Origin of the sequence: Rhodoferax sp., from assembly GCF_028688795.1 — a bacterium.
In the GTDB taxonomy this organism is placed as follows: Bacteria; Pseudomonadota; Gammaproteobacteria; order Burkholderiales; family Burkholderiaceae_C; genus Rhodoferax.
Genome location: NZ_JAQTXM010000009.1, coordinates 56192 through 75936, shown reverse-complemented (window position 1 = coordinate 75936; position 19745 = coordinate 56192). Strand labels below are relative to the sequence as shown.

Below are 19745 nucleotides of genomic sequence, written 5' to 3'. Positions count from 1 at the left end.
CGCGCCGTGGAATCGTTTGTGGATTCCGGCATGGCGACGCAGCGGATTGGCAGCGCAGAAAACCACGAACTGAACCAATTGGCCTACATCAAGGCGCTGCGCACGCAGTTGCAACTGACCGATGTGTATGGCGTGAGCGACACCGTGACCACTAAGGCGGGCGACACCGTGCCGCTGTTTCAGGCGCTGTTGTCGCTGGAGCTGATGAACGTGTTCTTTCAGCGGGATTTTCTGGAAACCTACGTCAACCATTTGCGCAGCACGGGCAACTGGGCGATGGCGCTGGGCATGCTGGCCTTCAACGGCTTGCGGGATGGCAGCCAAAATCGGTTCCCTCTCACCTGGTCCAGCCGTGATGACAAGATCGCCAACATGGTGGGCTGGACGGTGGCGCCAGAGCACCCGCAAGGCAACCCACGCCATGCGGCGGCGATTGTTGACTTCTGGACCAGTGACTGGAGCAAGCTGGCCACCCAATTGCGGGCTGGCGCCACGGGCTTGAAGCCTGACCTGTTTGAGCGGCCAATTCTGAAAATGGGCCAAACGCTGCTGCAGTTGCCCTGGGTGGTGGGCTTGCAAAACAACAGCACGGCAGCCATCAACAACCTGCGGCGTTTGGGTCAGCGGCGCGGCGAGTTTCGCGCCGAGACCCAGCGCATAGAAACCCAGCTGGGTGCCATGCTGGAGCAGCGGGGTTTCAGAGTGGCGTTGAACTGGCACCCGCCGGTGGGGCTAGACGGCAACGCCGGTGAGGTGGACGTGATCTGCGCGCGTGATGGCACGGTGCTGGTGCTGGAGGTGAAGTCCACCTACCTGCGCCGCAGCCAGCAAGACGCCTGGCAGCACGAGACCACCACGCTGCGCAAGGCGGGCCAGCAAATTCGCCGCAAGGTGGCTGCCGTGCAACTGGCGTTAACCAATGAAGCCGAGTTGGCGCAACGCCTTGGGCTGGAGGTGGGTGCGCCAGCCCCCGCTATTTACGGCTGGATTGTGGACACCAGCATCGAGTGCGACCACCAGCGGTTTGGCGGTTTCCTGAAAATTTCGGTCGAAGAGTTGCTGATTGCGCTTCGCGATGACCGGCATTTGCTGCATGACCCGAGCGGCATGTTTACGCAGGCTGTGCCTGCTGCCCATGCAGAACCACAGGGCCTTTACCCGCAGGGGTTTAGCGCTGGGCGTTTGATTGAGGTGGTGGAGACGCGGGCGGTGTGGGACGGTGTTTGAGGCTTGATTTAATACGTTTTTAATAGCTGCATGCGCATATTCCACAAAGTCTACAACCCGTTTTATGCATAAATATATTCACCCGCTGCGCCAGCACCGCCAGCATAAACACCGTGTCAATCGCCGCCACATAACGGGACAGCGCCACGTCCGCCTGTAGACAACTTCCTTAATCGCTCCTTCCAGCGTACGATGAAAAGCATTATTCACCATACTTTATGGCACTCAACATGACCCACATCAGCGCAAACGACCTAAAGACCAAGGGCATCTCTGCCATTGAGTTCGCGCTCAGCACTGCGCCCGAAGCCATTGTTTCAGTGCGGGGAAAAGACAGGTTTGTGGTGATGGACATGGCGCATTACCACTATCTGCGCGAATGCGAGTTAGATGCTGCATTGGCGCAGAGCCGTGCCGACTTGGCCGCAGGCCGTATGGTGCAAGAGTCGCCCGAAGCCCACTTGGCGCGACTGGATGCGATGAACGCAGCGTGAGCGCAGCACCCGTGCCTTTTAGCCTGCTCTTTACGGAGCAATACAACCGCCGGGCCGCCAGGTTTTTGAAGCAGCATCCGCAATTGCGCGGCACCTACCTCAAGACACTGCAATTGCTGGAGGCCAACCCCGCTCACCCGTCACTTCGCCTGCGCGCCTTGCACGGCAAGTTGGAGGGGCTGCACTCGTTGTCCATCAACCTGTCGTATCGCATCACGCTGGAATTGCTCATTCAAGACCAGCAGATCATCCCGGTGAATGTGGGTGACCATGACGCGGTTTATTGAATGCTGGTTCTGCAACGTTTTTATAGCTGTTTACGCATATTCCACGAGGGCTACCGGCCCTTTTTGCATTCAAATGTTGACAGAATCCGCCTCTGCCTCAGGCCACAGCTGCGGGAACAGAAAGCGTAGCGCATGCTGCGGCAACCCAAAGCGCACTTTGCCTTGCGGCGAATCCGACTTGAGCAGGCCGCGTTTGACCAGCGCCCCCAGCGCGTCGGTGGCACCCCGGTCACTCATGCCCAGCATCGACTTGAAATCGCCACGCGTCATGTCTTCACCACTCAAAAACAGGTAGTGCAGCACGCGCAGCGACTCCTGGCGCACGCCCTGCTTGACCACGCTGGACTCAAACACCAGGCAGGCCTCGATGCGCGCTTTCATGGTTGCAAAGTCCAGCATGCTGCCCATGAAACTGACTTGGTCCAGGCAGGTGTCCAGCACGTAGTCCACCCAGGCGATCAAGGCCTGTTCACTCAGGTTGCCACGCCCATCCAGATCGCCCCGGCGCAGGCTGTCGGCATTGGCCAGCAGGGCGTAGTAGCGTTCGGTGCTGCGGGCAAAACCACGCAACGGCGACCATAGGCCACCGGTGTAGCCCAGGGCACTGAGCAGGGTGTGGGTGTGCAGGCGCATGACGCGACCGTTGCCGTCCACAAACGGATGCACCCAACCCAGGCGCTGGTGCGCGCAGGCCATGGCCACCAGCGCCGCCTCGCCACGCCGCACGCCACCATAAAAGCTGGCCCAACGTTGCAAAAAGTCAGGCACGCTGGCATGGGCTGGCGCCACATGTTGGCCCACCTGCACATCCTGCTGTCGCAAGGCGCCGGGCACGATGGGCGCTTGTTCGGGGGTCAACAGGTCTGCTGCGGGGAGGCGGCCAAACAGTTCACGGTGCAAGTCCTGCACCGCTTCAGGCGAATACAGCGCAGCGGCACCATCTGGCCCTTTGTGGCGTTGCTCCAGCGCTTGCTCGGCCTCGATATGGGCCACCGCCAGGCGCTGTTTGGCTGCCAGCACGGCATCCTGGGAAAAATCCTGGCGCAAGGCCTGATCGATCTCATGCGGGCGGGTGTGCTGGCCTTCGATTCGGTTGGTGTAATACGAATTCATGTTGCGCAGCAGACCACGCAACTCCGGCGGCACGCGGGTGCCAGCAAGCAGGGTGGCCACGCGGGACAGGTCATGCGCTTTGGCCAGCAGCGGCTCCAAACGCGCATCGGACGGGATCAGGGGCTCAAACTGGTGGGGTTCGGTGTACATGCTTGCATTTTTGCCAAGTTTTGCAGCTTTGTAAACTGTTGTTTTATTTGGCTTTAGTTTTATTTTTGCCAACCTATTTGCCAAGTTTAATGTTTAACTTTTAGAGTTGGTGCACTCACATCCGGGCGCGACCTGGGCAACAGCAAAATCTGTGCGTTGCACATGTTTAGCAAATAGGATTCACTCGCTTTTTGATAGCTTCTTACGCAAGTATCACCTGGGCTAGACGGCTATTTGACACACAACTCATACCCCGTACTGCGCCCGCCGCCCTCCAGCCTGCGCAGCACGCCACGCGCCAGCAGGTCATTGATGTCGCGCAGTGCGGTGTCCGCAGAGCATTTGCCCAGCGCGGCCCATTTGGCATTGGTGAGCTTGCCTTCAAAGCCGTCCAGCACGCGTTTCAACACCTTGGTTTGCCGCTCGGTCATGGGCGTGCCGGCCCAGCGTTGCCAGAACTGCGCCTTGTCCAGCACGCCCGCCAATGTGGCGTCGGCGCCTTGCACGGAGCGCAGCAGGCAGCCCAAAAACCAATTGAGCCAGGGTGTCACATCCAGTGATCCTTTTTGGGTGGCCTCCAGTTGGTCGTAATAGTCCTTGCGTTCGCGCTGTATCTGGGCGCTGAAGCTGTAAAAGCGTTGACTGGTGCCTTCGGCGCGGGCCAGCGCCATGTCGCCCACGGCGCGGCTGATGCGGCCATTGCCGTCGTCAAACGGGTGCAACGTCACCAGCCACAGGTGGGCCAGCCCGGCCTTGATCAAGGCATCGCCCACCGGGGCGGCATTGAACCACTGCAGAAAGGCATCGGTTTGTGCTGGCAAGGTGTCGGCAGGCGGTGCGGTGAAGTGCACCTTCTCTCTGCCAACCGCACCTGACACCACTTCCATGGGGCCACCGGCATCCGTGCGCCATGCCGCCACGGTGATGCGCATGCGGCCGCTGTAGCCGGTGGGGAAAAGCGCGGCGTGCCAGCCGAACAGGCGCGCGGCACTCAGGGCCTGGTCGAAGTTGCGGGTGGCATCCAGCACCACGTCCACCACGCCATCCACATGCCGGTCGCTTGGTGCCAGGGCACCTATGTCCAGCCCCAACTTGCGCGCAATGGACGAGCGCACGGCGTCCAGACTGAGCCGCTCGCCTTCGATCTCGCTGGTGGTGATGACTTCTTGCGTCAGCACCTGCAAGGTGGCTTGCTCGCGCTGGCCCATGCCCAGCGCGGCCATGCGCCCCATGAGTTGACCTTGCGCGCGGTGCACTTGGGCCAGAGGTGCGGCCAGCGCAGTTGCGTCAAAGGTGAAGTGCGGCCAGTCTGGCAGTTGCCAGACGTAGCGCGGGTTGCGAGGTGGGCGGGATGGCTGCATGCGGTGATTATGCGACTTATTCACCGCACAATTTAAGGCGAATAATGGCGGCATTCACTGCAAACGCTTTGGGCTGTGGCGGTTGCTCTACCTGTGCCAGCGGCCAATTTAATACCTATTTTTTGCGCACACACCGAAACGTCAAGTTCACCCTGCGCCGCCCCAGCAGCGCATGCGCGCCCTCAGCCAATGCGCTCACGCCATGAAAAGCCAAGCGTGACGGGCCGCCCCAAACCACCACGTCGCCATGCACCAGCCGCCAGCGCTGGGGCCGGTCTTTGCGGCTGGGGCTGCCGAACAGAAACACGGCAGGCAAGCCCAACGACAGCGACACGATGGGCGCGCGCAGGTCGAGTTCGTCTTTGTCCTGGTGCAGCGAAAGTTTGGCGCCGGGCACGTATTGGTTGATCAGGCAGGCGTCGGGCTCAAAGTGGGGGTAACCGGCTTGCGCAGCGGCACGCTGGGCCAGGTCCAAAAAGCAGGCGGGCATGGCGGGCCAGGGCTGGCCTGTGAGCGGGTCAAGTGCGGCGTAGCGGTAGCCGCTGGCGCTTGACACCCAGCCCAGTGGGCCGCAGTTGCTCATGGCCACCGACATGGTGTAGCCGCCGGGGGTTTGCATGTGGCGCAAGGGAGCTTGTTGCAGAACGGACTCAACCGCTTGCAGCAGCGCGGCGTCACCATCGCGCGCAAAGCCGTGCAGCAGCATCGCGCCAGGGGCGATGGGCGTTTGCGCAGCGTCAGGGGGCAGGTCATCAAAGAGGTCCATAGGGTTTGCTTGTGCTATGTTTTAAATAGCTTCTTACGCTTATTTTATAAGGGCTACAGGCCTATTTGTCATATAAATTTGCCACAGGCCAACCGCCTCGAATTGCTCTTGTATTTATAGCTCAATACGCTTTATTTTCGTGGGTCACAAGCCATAATGACCATTACAAAAAATGCCCATGTCCATGACCCACGCCGTCTCACTGTTGCGCGCCGCCCGCCTGGCGCGCGCCGTCAAACCCTTTCGCGCCCGAGGTGGGCCGGCCGAGCGCTGCCCCGGTTGCCGGGTGATGTTCAGCCACTGCATGTGCGCCTTGCGTCCAAATGTGCCCACCCAGGCCGGCATGTGCCTGCTGATGGCCGACATCGAGCCACTCAAACCCAGCAACACTGGCTGGCTGATTGCCGACGTGGTGGCCGACACCTTTGCCTTTGGCTGGGCCCGCACCGCGGTCGACCCGGCCTTGCTGACCCTGCTGGCCGACCCGCAGTGGCAGCCCTACGTGGTGTTTCCGGGCGAGTTTGTCACGCCTGAGCGGGTGGTGACCCAGCTGCTGCCCGACGTGGCGGTTGAAGGACAGGCGCCCAAGCGCCCGTTGTTTGTGCTGCTGGACGCCACTTGGGCCGAGGCGGGCAAGATGTTTCGCAAAAGTCCCTACCTGAACCACTTGCCGGTGCTGAGCCTGCACCCGGAGCAGATTTCCAATTACCGCCTGCGGCGCTCCAGCCGTGGGGACCATTTTTGCACCTCTGAGGTGGGCGCTTTGTGCCTGGCGCTGGCCGGTGAGCCGCACGCGGCCGAGGTGCTGACCACGTACCTGGACGTGTTTACCCACCATTACCTGCAGGCCAAGAACCAGCAACCGCTGAATCTGGACGACGCCGCGCACATGCGCTTGCAGGATCTGCTGACTTGAAGTGTGCCGGGCGCGACAATCACCCCCTGACACATCAGGCGCAGATGCCTTTCACACCCCACACCAAGATCTCAATATGACCCAAGACCTCACCCCACAAGACGACACAAACAAGTCAACCCTGTGCGAGCCATGCTCTGGCATTCAGCGCAACTGGCGCCGTGCTCCCGGCCACGCCGAGCTGGTGCAAGGCGTGAACCGCAAGGTGGAGCGTCGCCACGGGGAGGTCACCATCACCCGGTACGTGTGTGACCATTGCGGCACCGTTTGGGATTACGAGAACGACAAGACCAACCTGCACGCGGGTTGGTCGGTGGTCACGCGATAAACCCCCACCACATTGCGTTAATGAGCACCCGCCAAGCCCTCGACACCCGCGCCATCACCCTGATGCTGGTGCTGTGCGCCGTTTGGGGCATGCAGCAAGTGGTGCTGAAGGCCACCGCCGCCGACATTTCGCCGATCATGCAAATTGCGCTGCGCTCAGGTGTGGCGGCCTTGCTGGTGGGGCTAGTGATGTGGTGGCGCAATGAGCCCATGAGCTTGGGTGACGGCACGCTGCGCCCCGGCATGCTGGTGGGCCTGCTGTTCGGGCTGGAGTTTTTGCTGGTGGCAGAGGGCCTGCGCCACACCACGGCCTCCCACATGGTGGTGTTTTTGTACACCGCACCCATTTTTGCCGCACTCGGTCTGCACTGGAGGCTGCCCGCTGAGCGGCTGGGCGCGCTGCAGTGGCTGGGCATTGCGCTGGCGTTTGGTGGCATCGCGCTGACATTTTTAGGGCGCAGCACGCCGGCCAACACGCTGACCGGCAACGTGTTGTGGGGCGATTTTTTGGGGCTGTTGGGTGGCGTGGCCTGGGCTGCCACCACGGTGGTGGTGCGCAGCTCAAGCCTGTCAAACGCACCAGCCACACAAACGCTGCTGTACCAGTTGATTGGCGCTTTTGTGCTGATGCTGGCCGGCGCGTTTGCCACGGGCCAGGCCCGTTTTAACCCCACGCCAGCGGTCTGGGCCAGCCTGGCGTTTCACTCGTTGGTGGTGTCGTTTGCCAGCTTTTTGGTGTGGTTCTGGCTGTTGCGCAAGTACCTGGCATCGCGATTGGGGGTGTTTTCTTTTCTAACACCGCTGTTTGGCATGGTGTTTGGCGCCTGGCTGCTGAGTGAACCCATTGAGACAAGCTTTTTGCTGGGCGCCGTGCCGGTGATGATCGGCATCGTACTGGTGAGCGGTGGCGCCTGGGTGCAGCAATGGGCAGGCCGCTTCAGAACCGCCAAGACATAACCTAAATGTAGATCGCCTCTATTTTTGTTGTCCGCCTGACAAAAGCCCATTTCCAGTCAACAAAGTGCAAAATGCCTGGCTCATGGCCGTCTTTGACGAGCCCGTCATGGGTCAACGATCTCGCCCGGCGAATCTTCTAAGACATCAGGGCGCACCGACGCGCCTGGTCTTTAACCACAAAGAATTCCATGCTCTCGAATCTTGTTCAATGGCGCTCGCTCAAGTCCAGGGTGCTCGTTTTTACTCTGGGCATCTTTCTGGTCAGCCTCTGGTCGCTCTCCTTTTACGCCAGTCGCATGTTGCAGGGAGACCTGCAAACCATGCTGAGTCAACAGCAGTTTTCAAATGTTACTCAATTGGCGACCCTGATTGACCACGAGCTTGAAGACCGGTTGCAGTCGTTGGAAATCATTGCCGCAAGCTTCAGTCCGACGGTGCTGCAAAACACAGCGCTGTTGCAGACCACACTGAATAAGCAAGTCATTGCTTTGCGCCTTTTTAACGGCGGTATTTTCGTCACAGATGCCCAAGGCACGGCGATCGCCGATGCACCGCAAGCGGCGGGACGCATCGGCAGCAATTACATGGACCGAAGCTCCATCGCCTTGCCGCTCAAGGACGGACACTCGATGATCGGCAAACCGGCATGGGGCAAGAAGCTGCTGGCACCAATTTTCAGCATCTCAACGCCCATTCGCGACCACCAAGGCAAGGTCACCGGCGTGCTGGTGGGCACCGTCAACCTGGAGTTGCCCAACTTTTTGACGCCCATTCTGAACCGACCCTACGGCAAGACGGGCGGTTACCTATTGGTGGCACCGCAACACCAGTTGATCGTGTCCGCCACCGATGAAAGCCGCACCATGCAGCCGACACCGGCGACCGGCCTCAATCCGATGCTTGACCAGTACATGCAGGGCGTTGAGGGTTATGGCGCCTCGCTCGACGCGGCTGGCATAGCTGAGTTGACCGCGGCCAAAGGCATCCCTGCTGCAGGCTGGTTTCTGGCCGTGAAGTTTCCCCTGACTGAAGCGTTTGCACCGATTCACGCCATGCAGCTGCGCATGCTTTTCGCCACCCTGTTGCTGACTTTTCTGACGGGTGTGCTGACCTGGTGGGTGCTCAAGCGCCAACTGGCACCGATGCAACAAGCGGCCAAAACCATTGCCCTGCAGTCGCACACCAACCAGCCTTTGCAACCCTTGCCGGTTCAACACCGCGATGAAATCGGTGACCTTATCCAGGGATTTAACTGTCTGTTGGCCATTGTGGGCTTGCGGGAAACCGCCTTGTTTGAAAGCGAGCAGCGTTTTCGCATGCTCATCGAGCACAACAACGCGGTCATTCTCCAGATCGACCCGGCCAGTGGCCAGATTCTGGATGCCAACGACTCGGCAAGTGTTTTTTATGGCTGGACCCGGGCGCAGTTATGTGACATGAACATCCAGGACTTCAACACCCTGAACCCGAATCAGGTTGCCCACCAATTGGCAGAGGCTGCGCACGGCAAGCGCAACTGTTTCGTATCAATGCATCGCCTTGCGACTGGCGAATCCCGGTCCGTCGAAGTGCATTTCACCTCCATCGCCTCAGGCCCCAAAACCGTTCTGATCGCAATCATTCACAACATCACGGAGAGAGAGCGGGCTAACGAAAAACTGCGCGTGAGCGACCTGGCCCTCAAGGCTGTGTCGCAAGGCGTACTGATCTCTGACGCTGATGGTCTCATCGTCTCTGTGAATGACGCTTTCATGGCCATCACGGGCTTTGATGAAGCAGAAATCATGGGTCACACGTGTCTTTTTGTTCAGGGACCATTGACCGATCCAGAGACCGTCGCCGCCATTCGCTCGGCTCGGGACACCCTCACGAACTTCGCTGGCGAGGTGCTCAACTACCGCAAGGACGGCAGCATGTTCTGGAACGAGTTGACGATCTCGCCCTTGCTGGATGCGCAAGGGAAATTGACACATTGCATCGGTGTCACGCGCGACATCACCGCGCGCAAGTTGATTGAAGATGAGAAAAAGAGACTCAACCAGCGCCTGCGCGACCAGCAGTTTTACACCCGCTCCCTGATCGAATCCAACATTGACGCGATCATCACCACCGACCCGGCGGGCATCATCACCGACGTCAACAGGCAGATGGAGTTACTGACGGATTGCACGCGCGACGAGTTAATTGGTGCACCGTTCAAGAAGCACTTTACTGACCCGGAGCGTGCTGAGGCTGCCATCAACTTGGTGCTGGGTGAAAGAACGGTGACCAACCATGAACTCACCGCACGCACACGGAATGGACTGGAAACCGTGGTGTCCTTTAATGCAAGCACCTTCTACGACCGGGACAGGACCCTGCAAGGGGTATTTGCCGCGGCGCGTGATGTGACCGAGCGCAAGCGCCTGGACCGGGTGCTACAGGAGAAGAATATTGAGCTTGAAACTGCACGACTAGTGGCGGACAAAGCCAACTTTGCCAAGTCGGATTTCCTCTCTAGCATGAGCCATGAACTGCGCAGTCCGCTCCACGCCATCCTTGGATTTGCCCAGCTGATGGATTCGGAAACGCCGCCGCCCACCAAAAGACAACAAGAAAACATTGCCCAGATTTTGCGGGCTGGCTGGCACTTACTCAAGCTGATCAACGAGATTCTGGACTTGACCAAAATTGAGTCGCGCCAGATTGCGTTGTCAAAAGAGCCAGTAGCCTTGGCCGCCGTCCTGAGCGAATGCCAAAGCATGTTTGAGCTCCAGGCGCGCCAGCGGGCCATCACGCTGCGCTTTCCCCCGGCTGATCTTGCGTATTTTGTGATGGCCGATCAAACCCGGCTCAAGCAGGTGTTCATCAACTTGCTGACCAACGCCATCAAATACAACTCCTTGCAGGGCACGGTCGAAGTGACATGCAAACCGGGTGCCGTGGGTCGCATCCGCGTGAGCATCCGCGATACCGGCATGGGACTGAACCCGGCGCAACTGTCACAGTTGTTTCAGCCTTTCAACCGACTCGGCCAGGATGCCAGTAGCGTCGAGGGAACAGGCATCGGCCTCGTGGTGGCCAAGCAGTTGGTGGAGTTGATGGAGTTGATGGACGGCACCATTGGCGCGGAAAGCCAAGCGGGGGAAGGCAGTGTGTTCTGGTTTGAATTGCTGTCAGTGGCGGCGCCTGCCGCGTCACTCGACGCAGCGTCCTGACCCTGGCCCTCTCCGACGCAACCCTTCATACCGACCGAAAACTGAGCCTCGTGCTGCTGGTCGCGTGGTTCAACTGATAATCCCAGACTGGAACCGCAACACGAACGCTTAATGCCCACACCACCAGCCTCACTTCCGCCGCAGCCTCAGGGCCTGACCAAAGAGACTGATGTGGCACAGGCTGGACGCTGGGGCTCGTCAACCGAGATATCGCGGCGCATTGCAGTTGTGATCGCCGTCTTGCTCGCCACCGGGCTGCTGGCCTTGTCTGACCCCGTTCATAACCAGATCGTCGCCGGTATTGCGCTTGCCGAACCGGTCATTGCCCAGCACCCTGTTCTGGGTGCCCTGGTTTTCATGGGACTGGCGGCGCTCTCAGCCATGCTGGTGTTCTTCTCCGGTTTGCTTCTCGTCCCCATTGGCGTGCAAACTTGGGGCGAGACGGGTTGCTTCCTTCTGTTGTGGAGCGGTTGGTGTCTGGGTGGGCTCGTCACCTACGCCGTTGGGCGGCGCCTGAAACGTCCCGCCGTGCAGCGCATGTTGTCCAGTGGACGGATCGATCGCTACGAAAACCGAATTCCCGGAGGTGGCTCCTTCGTCACTGCCGTCCTGGTGCAGTTGGCGGTTCCCTCGGACGTTTCGGGCTATTTCTTCGGACTTCTTGGCTATCCGCTGCGTGTCTATTTGGGCGCGTTGATGCTCACCGAAATCCCGTACGCGCTGGGTACGGTTTATCTCGGAACTGCCTTTATGCAAAAACAATATGTGCTGCTGCTCTCGGCTGCCGGTGTGGCGCTTGTCGCACTGGGCCTGGCCTGGCTTCGAAGGCGGCACGAACGGGCATCCGCTTCATAGCTGAAGGCAGACTTATTTGGCAGACATTTTCATAAACCCATTGCCGGCAACGTGCAAATCTGCCTCAGCCTCTATCGGAAGTGAACAGTAGGCTATTGCACAGTTTTTATCTGCCGTTTTGCAGCTCAAAAGACCCCAACGGCTGGACTTGTCCGTTCAGCATCACCGCCACCTGGTGAACGCCCGGGTAGTGTTTTCGGGTCGTCATCTCGGCGAGTGACAGTTTCTTGGCAAGCTGAGCGGTCTGTCCGGGCTTCAGTTCCAGGGTTTTGAGCTTGAACACCTTGGCGTTGGACTGGCCATTGGCTTTAACGTAATACACGGCCAGGTCCACCAGCAGGTTTTGCGTGTGCGCCTGGGTGTTGGTCAGCTCAAACGCAATATGCACCGCGCCTCCCATTTCCGGCGTGGCGGGGCTGATCTGGACACCACCGACAGCCACCTGCGCCGTTTTGCCAAAACCCAGCACCTGGAGCGCGCTGCGGTTACCCCGCTTGACGGCGAACCGCAGGGCGTGCCCGACGATCCAGGCGCGGTCGGCGCTGGCGTCTTTCAGCCAGGCTTGGGCCGTACTGGCCAGCACCTCGGGATGGTCCTTGCCGATGTCGTTCAGGTTGTTGGCCACGGAGCGGCGCACGTACAGCTCGGGGTCGTCCTTGAGCAATTCCAGCAGCGCCAGCACCGGGGCCGGGTCGGCCTGAAACTGGCGCAGGCGCGGTGCCCAGGGCAGCCGGGGGCGTGTGCCCTCAGACACCAGCCGCCGCACATGCGGGCTCGGGTCAGTGGCCCAGACCTTGAGTTGACGCAGGGTGGCCTCGGTGTGCTGCTCTAGAAAGGGGCGAATGCTGAACTCGGCGGTGAAGCGTTGCGTCAAGGCATGTTGCGCCCGCATCGACACCTCAAAATGCGCCAGACCGTACTGCGCCACATACATGGTGTGCGGCATGTACAAAAACGCGCCCAGGCTCAGGCGGGGGTCACGGCCATGCGGCTGGTCCAGCGAATCCAGCAGAATAGCCACGGCCTGCGCGTAATCGTCTGGCAAATGTTGACGCAAGGCCTGGGCAATTTTTTTGCCACGCGGCATCAGTTCCAGCACGTCATAACCGTCCAGCGCCTCGCTCACAAAGCGCGCGCTGTTAAACGCCGGATGCACCGCCGTGATCATGGCGGCAATGGCGTGCGGCACGTCGGCGCCGTATTGGTTTTTCAGGGGTTCTGCCATAGGTGTTTGATTAACTATTTTTTTGATAGCTGCTTGCGCCCGTTCCACAAGCTGTCCAGGCTATAAACCACCAAAGCCAGCCAGATCAGGTAAAAGCCGATGGCACGCGCGGGGTCAAAGGCTTCGCCATACAGCCACACGCCCAAAGCCATCTGCAGGCTGGGCGAGATGTATTGCAGAATGCCCAGCGTAGCCATGGGAATGCGGCGTGCGCCAGCGGCAAACAGCAGCAAAGGAATGGCCGTCAGCGGCCCGGCCAGCAACAACCAGCCCATAGTAGGCGCATTGCCCGACCCAAACCCCTGCACCAGCGCACCTTGCCCATGCCAGGCCCACCACACCAGCAGCCCCAAGGCAAAAGGGGCAAGTAGCAGGGTTTCCAGCGTCAGGCCTTCCAATGCGCCCAGCGCAGCCACCTTGCGCAGCAGGCCATAAACGCCAAACGTGGCTGCCAGCACCAGCGCCACCCAAGGCAGCCGCCCAGCCTGCAGCGTGAGCCACACCACGCCAGATGCGGCCACTGCCACCGCCAGCCACTGGACCGGGCGCGGGCGCTCATGCAAAAAGGCAAAACCAAACGCCACATTCACCAGCGGCAAGATGAAGTAGCCCAGACTGGCATCCACCACATGGGCGTTTTGCACCGCCCACACATACACCGACCAGTTGACTGAGAGCAGCAGGGCTGACAAGGCAAACGCCGCCAGCACCTTGGGCTGGCGCGCCACGTCGCGCAGCCAGGCCCAGCGCCTGAGCACGGCCAGCACCCCTATCAAAAACACCAGCGACCACACCATGCGGTGCATCACCACCTCAAACGCATTGACATGGCTGAGCTGTTTGAAAAATGCCGGGAACAAGCCCCAGGCGGTGTAAGCCAGCGCGGCGTAAAGCACACCTGGGTTCATGGTTTGAAAAAGCTCATGGGATGGTTCCTGCACGCGGGCAGCTTAAGGATGAAAGGTAAAAGGCTGTGGGCAGCGAACAAGTAAGGTGCAGAGTCTAGAGGCAAGGCCTTGCCTGCAGCGTGGAATGCCCGGGGCGCGACAATCCGGCTTCAACATCACCGAAACAAAGCCCGAATGAAAGCACCTCCCAGACTGCAATCCCTCATTGAAGAGGGTCTGATTGACACCGTGGTGCGCCAGCTGATGAGCGGCAAAGAGGCCATGGTGTTTGTGGTGCGCTGTGGCGACGACACCCGCTGCGCAAAGATTTACAAAGAGGCCACGCACCGCAGCTTTCGCCAGGCTGTGGACTACACCGAAAACCGCAAGGTCAAGAATTCACGCTCGGCCCGCGCCATGGCCAAAGGCAGTAAGTTTGGCCGGCAAGAGCAAGAGGCCGCTTGGCAAAGCGCCGAGGTCGACGCGCTCTACCGCCTGGCTGCCGCCGGTGTGCGGGTACCCAAACCGTACAACTTTTGCGACGGTGTGCTGCTGATGGAACTGGTGACCGATGCCAACGGCGATGCCGCCCCACGCCTGAACGACGTGGCCTTCACCCCTGAGCAGGCGCTACAACACCACGCCACGCTGATCAAAGAGGTGGTGCGCATGCTTTGCGCCGGGGTGGTGCATGGCGACTTGTCCGAGTTCAACATCCTGCTGGCGCACACGGCCTTGGCAGATGGCGGTGATGGTGTGGACGAACCCGTGATCATTGACCTGCCGCAGGCGGTGGATGCGGCGGGCAACAACCACGCCCAGCGCATGTTGCTGCGTGACGTGGCCAACCTGTGTGACTTCTTTGGACAGTTTGCCCCCGCGCTGCTGGCCACCCAGTTTGGGCCGGAGATGTGGAGCCTTTACCAAGCTGGTTTATTAAGCAATGAGTCGGTGCTGACCGGCCACTTTGAGCGCTCCCAGGCCAGTGTCGACATGCAGGCCGTGCTGCGCGAAATTGACGATGCAAGGGAAGAGGACGCGGCGCGCCGGCTGCGCATGGCAACGGCTGCTACGGGTTAAGTTCGCCGCTGCGGTCGGGCTTGCCTGGGATTCGGATAGCACCAGAATATCCTGCACCGGGCAGCGGGCACGGCCACCCGAGTTGCGGTGAAACCTCGGCATCAAATCGGCTCAGCGTCAACCGGGCTCAGCATCTGGTGGTGCAGGCTCCAGTGCGCCACTGCGGCGATCAGCACAATGGATTCGCCCTCGGCCACATGGTCGTCAACCTCGGCCAGCTTGACACACAGGTCCAGCACTTTGCGGCGCAGCGCGGGGTCGTCAATTTCGCCCATCAATTCCTCCATCACATACTCATCGACCGGGCCGGCATCAGCAAGCGCAACGGGCTTGCTGGTTAAGACGTCCTCGCAAAATGTGTCAATCACCGCGTGCAAGGCATCACGCGTCAGGCCAAGCTGCTGGTGCACCGCAAGTTCATCCAGCAAGGCCAACTCGGCCTGGCCCACGTCGCCATCGGCGACCAGGGTCAAGGCGATGATTCGGGCGGCGGCCTGCGGGCTGTTTTTAGGGTATTTGCGCATGATGCTGGTCCTTGTGTCTAGGGGTATTGCGAAAAAAAGAGGCCTCAAATGCAGTGGTATGGCATGCAGGCCAGAGGCGCGTTGGGGGCGCGGTTTCAATCAAAAATCTCACTCAACCACGACTTTTTGCGACCCTGTGGGTAGCGTCGCCCGTCGTGGTAGTCAGAGTCTTCAAAATCAGGTTGTGACCGATTGCGTGCCACTGGCACGCTAGCCGGTGCTGCCGGGGCAATTGCCACAGCGGCACGGTCTAGCAGCTTGTCAAGTTCACCCCGATCCAGCCAGATGCCTCGGCAGGTGGGGCAATAGTCAATCTCAACGCCTTGGCGGTCAGACATCACCAGGGTCGCATCAGGGCAGGCTGGGCATTTCATGTGTTTCTCCGGTAAGTGAAAGAAAGCCTGACGATAGGATGAAAATCAATTCTAAAAAAGCAGATAATTTCTTATTTAAACTCTCTAAAAACCTGACCATGAGCACGCCTTTCAATTACAAACACCTGTATTACTTTTGGGTTGTGGCCAAAGAAGGCGGCATCTCTCGGGCGGCAGAAAAGCTCGACATGGCGGTGCAAACCGTGAGCGCGCAAGTGCGGGAACTGGAGCGCTCGCTGGGCTTTGCGCTGCTGAAACCTGCCGGGCGTGGGCTGGTGCTCACCGATGCGGGACAAGCCGCCATGCAGCAGGCAGAGCAGATTTTTCAGTTAGGTGAAAACTTGCCAGCACGGGTGCGTGATGCGGCGAGCACACCCGCCATTCGCCTGGCTGTGGGCATTTGTGACGGCTTGCCCAAGCTGGTGGTGCGCCGCCTGTTGCAACCGGTGATCCCTGAGCCGAATTTGCGCTTGTTGTGCCAAGAGGGTGAGTTTGACGATTTGCTGGGCGACCTGGCCTTGCACCGGCTCGACGTGGTGCTGTCAGACCGCCCTGCGCCGCTCAACCCCAACATCAAGCTCTACAGCCATGCACTGGGGTCGTCCGCCATTGCCTGGTATGGCACAGCCGCTGTGGTGGAGGCCGCCCGCAAAAATTTTCCAGAAAGCCTGGCCGATGTGCCCCTGCTGTTGCCCACCGCACACACCGCCGTGCGGGCCCGACTGGACCACTGGTTTGAACAACGCGCGATCCGCCCGCGGGTGGTGGGCGAATTTGAGGACAACGCCTTGCTCATGACCTTTGGCGCCAGCGGTATGGGCGTGTTTCCAGCGGCTGAGTGGGCGCATGAAGACCTGCTTGCCCATTACGCAGTGCAGCGCATTGGCCCATGCGAGGGTGTCACCGAACACTTTTTTGCCATCGGCGCTGAAAAGAAAGTGAGCCACCCTTTGGTGCAGCGCTTGCTACAGCCCGCGCTGTAGTTGCTACTTTATCAATAGCTGCTCACGATTTATACAAAAGGTCTATAGCCATATTTGATTGTTTTTTATGTCGCCACGCTGCCTTTTGGTTTACCCCTTCGGTTCGACCTGGGCGGTGCGCAGGTCCAGCAGCGTGGTCAGGGCCAAGATGCCCACCACAGCCCCCAGCGAAAACAGCAGCGGGATTTTGTACACATCAATCAACACCATCTTGCCGCCAATGAACACCAGAATCATCGCCAACCCGTCGTTGAGCAAATGAAACTTGTTGGCCACGGCAGCCAGCAAAAATGGTGGGAATGGAGTCCACTGCAAAAATCACATCGGTGAGCGCAATCAGGCAGATCACCATGAGCGATGGCGTGGCGGTTCTTTTGCCGTTTTCTACGGTCCAGAATTTCTCGCCATCGCAGTATTTGTTCACCGGCAGCACACGGCGCAGTAGTTTCAGGGCGGGGTTGTCGTTCAGGTCAGGCTCTTTGCCAGCAGCCAGCCACCCACCACAATCATGACGGTGCGCAAGCGTTGAAATTCCTCGTAACCTTCTTGTTTTTACGAAGTTTCTGTCTGTTAAATGCTGCTTTTTTATTGGTGTTTGGTGCGCTAATCTTTGCCCCGTTCTTTCATTTCTACAGGAGATTCACATGAAACGATTACTTGCAATGCTGGCCGTGGTGTTCACACTGGGCCTTTCCACCGTGGCCATGGATGCGGAGGCAGCCAAGCGCATGGGCTCGGGCAAGTCCATGGGCACTCAACGCCAGGCCACTGACAAAGCTCCCGGCGCGCCCACCCAGTCGGCTGCAGCTGCCGGTACACCTGCAGCAGGCGCGGCAGCTGCACCTTCTCGTTCATGGATGGGGCCGGTGGCCGGGCTTGCGGCAGGTCTTGGCTTGGCGGCACTTGCATCCCACCTGGGCTTTGGTGAAGAACTGGCCAGCATGCTGATGTTTGGTTTGATGGCCGCTGCGGTCATGGTGGCCGTTGGCTTCTTCATGCGCAAACGCGCGGCAGCCAAGCTGTCCAACGCGTCAGGGCCAGGGGGCTTGCAATATGCGCATGCAAGCGCCGGCGCGGCGGGCCACACAGGCCAGTCTGAGCAGCAGAGCGCCGCGTACAAAGTAGCCATGCCTGCAGCAGGTCACAGTGCCGTTGGGTCAGGTATTGGTTCAAGCATTGGCGCCGGGGTAGGCAACATCAGCCGCATTCCCGCTGACTTCGACACCGCAGGTTTTGAGCGCAACGCCAAGGTCAACTTCATTCGTCTGCAAGCCGCCAACGATGCGGGCAACCTGGACGACATTCGCCAGTTCACCACGCCTGAGATGTTTGCCGAGTTGAAGCTGGAAATGGCCGAGCGCGGCACCACCACACAAAAGAACGACGTGGTCAGCCTCAACACTCAGGTGATAGAAGTGGACGAAGATGCCGACCGCTACCTGGTCAGCGTGCGCTTCACCGGCGCCATTCGGGATGACAGCGGTGCACCAGACGAGGCGTTTGATGAAATCTGGCACCTGATGAAGTCACGCCAAGGCAACAGCGGCTGGGTGTTGGCCGGTATCCAACAAACGTCGTAAGCCTGCGGGGGCCTGTGTGTGGGTTATTGAGCACACACAGGCATCAAATTAAATAGCACTTGGCGCTTGCTCAACAAGGGCTACAGCCTGATTTTGTATAAATTCTCAGCCGCAATGGCGCGAAACCCGTCAGACACCCGCGCATCGTCTGCCGCCGCCTGCCAGAACGCTGCGGCCAGGGTTTTGGCCTGCTCCCACTCGGGCAGAGTGGCGGCGCTGGGCTGCGGTGGCCGCGCCCAAAAGTCGCGCGCCACCAGCTCAGCCCCGACTGGCGCGTAGAGCATGGGCAACATGTCGTAGGTGGGCGACAACACCCAGTCGTCGTCCTGGATCAGCAGCGAAATGTTGCCGTAATGCCGGTCGGTGTTGGCAATGAGCTGGCCATAGGCCTCCAGCAGACGCAGGGTGCGGGCGTCGGCAGGCTTTAGCAGTTTGCGCGCCGCCATGCGGTTGGCGGTGGCGGCCCAGTTGTCCATTTCACCCACGTATTCGGCGTCATACACCTGCAAAGACACCATGCCAATGCGGCCATTTTGAACGACTGGCCCGCTGGCCGCCGGGGTGCGGTCAAAGCGTTCCGCCTCCAGAAACACCCGGCCTGCGCCAGTAAACATCTGGGTGCGCGCGGCGGAAATGCCTGCCAAATTAAGCGTGTGCAGCGCCAGGTGTTCACACACCAGCAGGTCGCGGCTGCGCTGGTCTACGGCACTGTCGCCCGCAGGCGAAAACTTCACCAGCACTGGCCGCCCGGCGGTGATCGTGCAAAACTTGGGCTGCTCACCGCCCGCCGACGAGCCCGGGTGGGTGCCCTGCATGGCCTGGTCGGCCAAGCGCGGGTAGTCCAGCGCAGAGTCCACCCGCGAGGCACGTTCGGGCAGGGTGTGAAAACGCGCAAACGCGGCCTCGCCCATGATCAGGTTGCCCGGCAAGTCGTCACCAAACAGGGTCAGGGCGCGCAACACGTCGTCGTCGCTCCAGTGGCGCGGGTCGCTGCCCAATTGCAGTTCAGGGTGGGCGTGGGCAAACGTGCGGCCCATGAACCCTTGCGGGCGCATGTCGTCCAGAAACCAAGGCAGGCCGCCGTGTAGCGCACTCACGCCGTCGGCCTCGTCCACCCAAAACGCGCCGCCCTCCAACGGCACCATGCGGGCAAAAGGTGTGGGCTGGCCCAGCGCGTTGACGCGCATCACCAACACCTCGCGGCCCACACCCGGCACGGTACGCGCCAGCACATAACGCTGCGAGCGCGCCGCGCCCACTTTTTGCACTTGCCCCGACTGGATCAGCGGTGACAATGCCCGTGACACCGTGGGCTGGCTCACGCCCAGGCTGGCCTGAAACTCGGCGCTGGACAGCACGCTGCCCTGCCTGCGCAAGGCTTGCAGGGCTTTTTGGGTGAGGTCATTCTGGTTAGACATGAATCATTATATGAATAGATAAAA

At 60.0% G+C, this 19745-nt stretch carries 20 protein-coding genes; 11 read left to right on the top strand and 9 right to left on the bottom strand.

The window, feature by feature from the left end; genetic code table 11:
- The first annotated feature begins 6 nt into the window (after nucleotides 1–6).
- The 3 genes from PHQ58_RS08790 to PHQ58_RS08780 all read left to right on the top strand — a co-directional run bounded on the left by PHQ58_RS08790 (nucleotide 7) and on the right by PHQ58_RS08780 (nucleotide 2008).
- Nucleotides 7–1227, top strand: a complete 1221-nt coding sequence (locus PHQ58_RS08790) for a hypothetical protein (protein WP_300109951.1) — start codon at nucleotides 7–9, stop codon at nucleotides 1225–1227.
- Nucleotides 1228–1457: 230 nt separating this feature from the next.
- Complete coding sequence (locus PHQ58_RS08785; RefSeq protein ID WP_300109949.1) at nucleotides 1458–1721, top strand: hypothetical protein; 264 nt, start codon at nucleotides 1458–1460, stop codon at nucleotides 1719–1721.
- Complete coding sequence (locus tag PHQ58_RS08780) at nucleotides 1718–2008, top strand: hypothetical protein (protein WP_300109947.1); 291 nt, start codon at nucleotides 1718–1720, stop codon at nucleotides 2006–2008. Before PHQ58_RS08785 ends, PHQ58_RS08780 begins: the two co-directional genes overlap by 4 nt.
- A gap of 69 nt (nucleotides 2009–2077) precedes the next feature.
- On the opposite strand, the gene PHQ58_RS08775 is transcribed toward PHQ58_RS08780, so the two are convergent.
- The 3 genes from PHQ58_RS08775 to alkB form a co-directional block, all read right to left on the bottom strand.
- Nucleotides 2078–3271: a Fic family protein gene (locus PHQ58_RS08775; RefSeq protein WP_300109945.1), complete on the bottom strand. Its 1194-nt coding sequence runs from the start codon at nucleotides 3269–3271 to the stop codon at nucleotides 2078–2080.
- Between the two features lie 230 nt (nucleotides 3272–3501).
- On the bottom strand, nucleotides 3502–4632 hold the full coding sequence (locus PHQ58_RS08770) for a Fic family protein (RefSeq protein WP_300109944.1): 1131 nt from the start codon (nucleotides 4630–4632) through the stop codon (nucleotides 3502–3504).
- A 115-nt stretch (nucleotides 4633–4747) separates the two neighbouring features.
- Complete coding sequence (alkB, locus tag PHQ58_RS08765) at nucleotides 4748–5398, bottom strand: DNA oxidative demethylase AlkB (protein WP_300109941.1); 651 nt, start codon at nucleotides 5396–5398, stop codon at nucleotides 4748–4750.
- A gap of 184 nt (nucleotides 5399–5582) precedes the next feature.
- Here alkB and PHQ58_RS08760 point away from each other — a divergent pair, with 184 nt between their 5' ends.
- The 5 genes from PHQ58_RS08760 to PHQ58_RS08740 all read left to right on the top strand — a co-directional run bounded on the left by PHQ58_RS08760 (nucleotide 5583) and on the right by PHQ58_RS08740 (nucleotide 11650).
- The gene (locus tag PHQ58_RS08760) at nucleotides 5583–6314 is read left to right on the top strand and encodes a tRNA-uridine aminocarboxypropyltransferase (protein WP_300110091.1); all 732 of its coding nucleotides are present in this window, start codon (nucleotides 5583–5585) and stop codon (nucleotides 6312–6314) included.
- Nucleotides 6315–6390: 76 nt separating this feature from the next.
- A complete protein-coding gene (locus PHQ58_RS08755; protein ID WP_300109938.1) occupies nucleotides 6391–6642 on the top strand; it encodes a hypothetical protein in 252 nt (83 codons plus the stop codon).
- 20 nt (nucleotides 6643–6662) lie between these two features.
- Nucleotides 6663–7598, top strand: a complete 936-nt coding sequence (locus PHQ58_RS08750; protein WP_300109936.1) for a DMT family transporter — start codon at nucleotides 6663–6665, stop codon at nucleotides 7596–7598.
- Between the two features lie 188 nt (nucleotides 7599–7786).
- Entirely contained in the window at nucleotides 7787–10795 is a 3009-nt protein-coding gene (locus PHQ58_RS08745; protein WP_300109934.1) for a PAS domain S-box protein, read from the top strand.
- A 171-nt stretch (nucleotides 10796–10966) separates the two neighbouring features.
- Nucleotides 10967–11650: a VTT domain-containing protein gene (locus tag PHQ58_RS08740; RefSeq protein ID WP_300109931.1), complete on the top strand. Its 684-nt coding sequence runs from the start codon at nucleotides 10967–10969 to the stop codon at nucleotides 11648–11650.
- A gap of 106 nt (nucleotides 11651–11756) precedes the next feature.
- Here PHQ58_RS08740 and PHQ58_RS08735 read toward each other — a convergent pair whose 3' ends face one another.
- On the bottom strand, nucleotides 11757–12875 hold the full coding sequence (locus tag PHQ58_RS08735) for a DNA alkylation repair protein (protein WP_300109928.1): 1119 nt from the start codon (nucleotides 12873–12875) through the stop codon (nucleotides 11757–11759).
- A gap of 14 nt (nucleotides 12876–12889) precedes the next feature.
- Nucleotides 12890–13783, bottom strand: coding sequence for an EamA family transporter RarD (rarD, locus tag PHQ58_RS08730; RefSeq protein WP_300109925.1), 894 nt, complete (start codon nucleotides 13781–13783; stop codon nucleotides 12890–12892).
- Between the two features lie 174 nt (nucleotides 13784–13957).
- On the opposite strand from rarD, the gene PHQ58_RS08725 reads away from it, so the two are divergent.
- Complete coding sequence (locus PHQ58_RS08725; protein WP_300109922.1) at nucleotides 13958–14842, top strand: PA4780 family RIO1-like protein kinase; 885 nt, start codon at nucleotides 13958–13960, stop codon at nucleotides 14840–14842.
- A gap of 101 nt (nucleotides 14843–14943) precedes the next feature.
- Here the strand turns inward: PHQ58_RS08725 and PHQ58_RS08720 are convergent, their stop codons facing one another.
- Both PHQ58_RS08720 and PHQ58_RS08715 read right to left on the bottom strand, forming a co-directional pair.
- Nucleotides 14944–15366: a TerB family tellurite resistance protein gene (locus PHQ58_RS08720; protein WP_300109919.1), complete on the bottom strand. Its 423-nt coding sequence runs from the start codon at nucleotides 15364–15366 to the stop codon at nucleotides 14944–14946.
- A gap of 95 nt (nucleotides 15367–15461) precedes the next feature.
- Complete coding sequence (locus PHQ58_RS08715) at nucleotides 15462–15740, bottom strand: zf-TFIIB domain-containing protein (protein WP_300109916.1); 279 nt, start codon at nucleotides 15738–15740, stop codon at nucleotides 15462–15464.
- Nucleotides 15741–15838: 98 nt separating this feature from the next.
- Between PHQ58_RS08715 and PHQ58_RS08710 the strand changes: the two genes are divergently transcribed.
- Nucleotides 15839–16723 carry a LysR family transcriptional regulator gene (locus PHQ58_RS08710; RefSeq protein WP_300109913.1) on the top strand — a complete coding sequence of 295 codons (885 nt, stop codon included), beginning with the start codon at nucleotides 15839–15841 and terminating at the stop codon, nucleotides 16721–16723.
- A 90-nt stretch (nucleotides 16724–16813) separates the two neighbouring features.
- Here PHQ58_RS08710 and PHQ58_RS08705 read toward each other — a convergent pair whose 3' ends face one another.
- On the bottom strand, nucleotides 16814–17011 hold the full coding sequence (locus PHQ58_RS08705; RefSeq protein ID WP_300109910.1) for a hypothetical protein: 198 nt from the start codon (nucleotides 17009–17011) through the stop codon (nucleotides 16814–16816).
- Between the two features lie 356 nt (nucleotides 17012–17367).
- Here PHQ58_RS08705 and PHQ58_RS08700 point away from each other — a divergent pair, with 356 nt between their 5' ends.
- On the top strand, nucleotides 17368–18303 hold the full coding sequence (locus tag PHQ58_RS08700) for a TIM44-like domain-containing protein (RefSeq protein ID WP_300109907.1): 936 nt from the start codon (nucleotides 17368–17370) through the stop codon (nucleotides 18301–18303).
- A gap of 80 nt (nucleotides 18304–18383) precedes the next feature.
- Here PHQ58_RS08700 and yjjJ read toward each other — a convergent pair whose 3' ends face one another.
- Nucleotides 18384–19721 carry a type II toxin-antitoxin system HipA family toxin YjjJ gene (yjjJ, locus tag PHQ58_RS08695; protein ID WP_300109905.1) on the bottom strand — a complete coding sequence of 446 codons (1338 nt, stop codon included), beginning with the start codon at nucleotides 19719–19721 and terminating at the stop codon, nucleotides 18384–18386.
- Between the last annotated feature and the right edge of the window lie 24 nt (nucleotides 19722–19745).

Bases quoted from the DNA above. Each gene is read 5' to 3' on its own strand.
- alkB (WP_300109941.1), bottom strand. From the start codon at position 5,398: ATGGACCTCTTTGATGACCTGCCCCCTGACGCTGCGCAAACGCCCATC.
- PHQ58_RS08710 (WP_300109913.1), top strand. From the start codon at position 15,839: ATGAGCACGCCTTTCAATTACAAACACCTGTATTACTTTTGGGTTGTG.
- PHQ58_RS08720 (WP_300109919.1), bottom strand. From the start codon at position 15,366: ATGCGCAAATACCCTAAAAACAGCCCGCAGGCCGCCGCCCGAATCATC.
- yjjJ (WP_300109905.1), bottom strand. From the start codon at position 19,721: ATGTCTAACCAGAATGACCTCACCCAAAAAGCCCTGCAAGCCTTGCGC.
- PHQ58_RS08770 (WP_300109944.1), bottom strand. From the start codon at position 4,632: ATGCAGCCATCCCGCCCACCTCGCAACCCGCGCTACGTCTGGCAACTG.
- PHQ58_RS08785 (WP_300109949.1), top strand. From the start codon at position 1,458: ATGACCCACATCAGCGCAAACGACCTAAAGACCAAGGGCATCTCTGCC.
- PHQ58_RS08755 (WP_300109938.1), top strand. From the start codon at position 6,391: ATGACCCAAGACCTCACCCCACAAGACGACACAAACAAGTCAACCCTG.
- PHQ58_RS08700 (WP_300109907.1), top strand. From the start codon at position 17,368: ATGAAACGATTACTTGCAATGCTGGCCGTGGTGTTCACACTGGGCCTT.
- PHQ58_RS08725 (WP_300109922.1), top strand. From the start codon at position 13,958: ATGAAAGCACCTCCCAGACTGCAATCCCTCATTGAAGAGGGTCTGATT.
- PHQ58_RS08750 (WP_300109936.1), top strand. From the start codon at position 6,663: ATGAGCACCCGCCAAGCCCTCGACACCCGCGCCATCACCCTGATGCTG.
- PHQ58_RS08775 (WP_300109945.1), bottom strand. From the start codon at position 3,271: ATGTACACCGAACCCCACCAGTTTGAGCCCCTGATCCCGTCCGATGCG.
- rarD (WP_300109925.1), bottom strand. From the start codon at position 13,783: ATGAACCCAGGTGTGCTTTACGCCGCGCTGGCTTACACCGCCTGGGGC.
- PHQ58_RS08715 (WP_300109916.1), bottom strand. From the start codon at position 15,740: ATGAAATGCCCAGCCTGCCCTGATGCGACCCTGGTGATGTCTGACCGC.
- PHQ58_RS08745 (WP_300109934.1), top strand. From the start codon at position 7,787: ATGCTCTCGAATCTTGTTCAATGGCGCTCGCTCAAGTCCAGGGTGCTC.
- PHQ58_RS08760 (WP_300110091.1), top strand. From the start codon at position 5,583: ATGACCCACGCCGTCTCACTGTTGCGCGCCGCCCGCCTGGCGCGCGCC.
- PHQ58_RS08735 (WP_300109928.1), bottom strand. From the start codon at position 12,875: ATGGCAGAACCCCTGAAAAACCAATACGGCGCCGACGTGCCGCACGCC.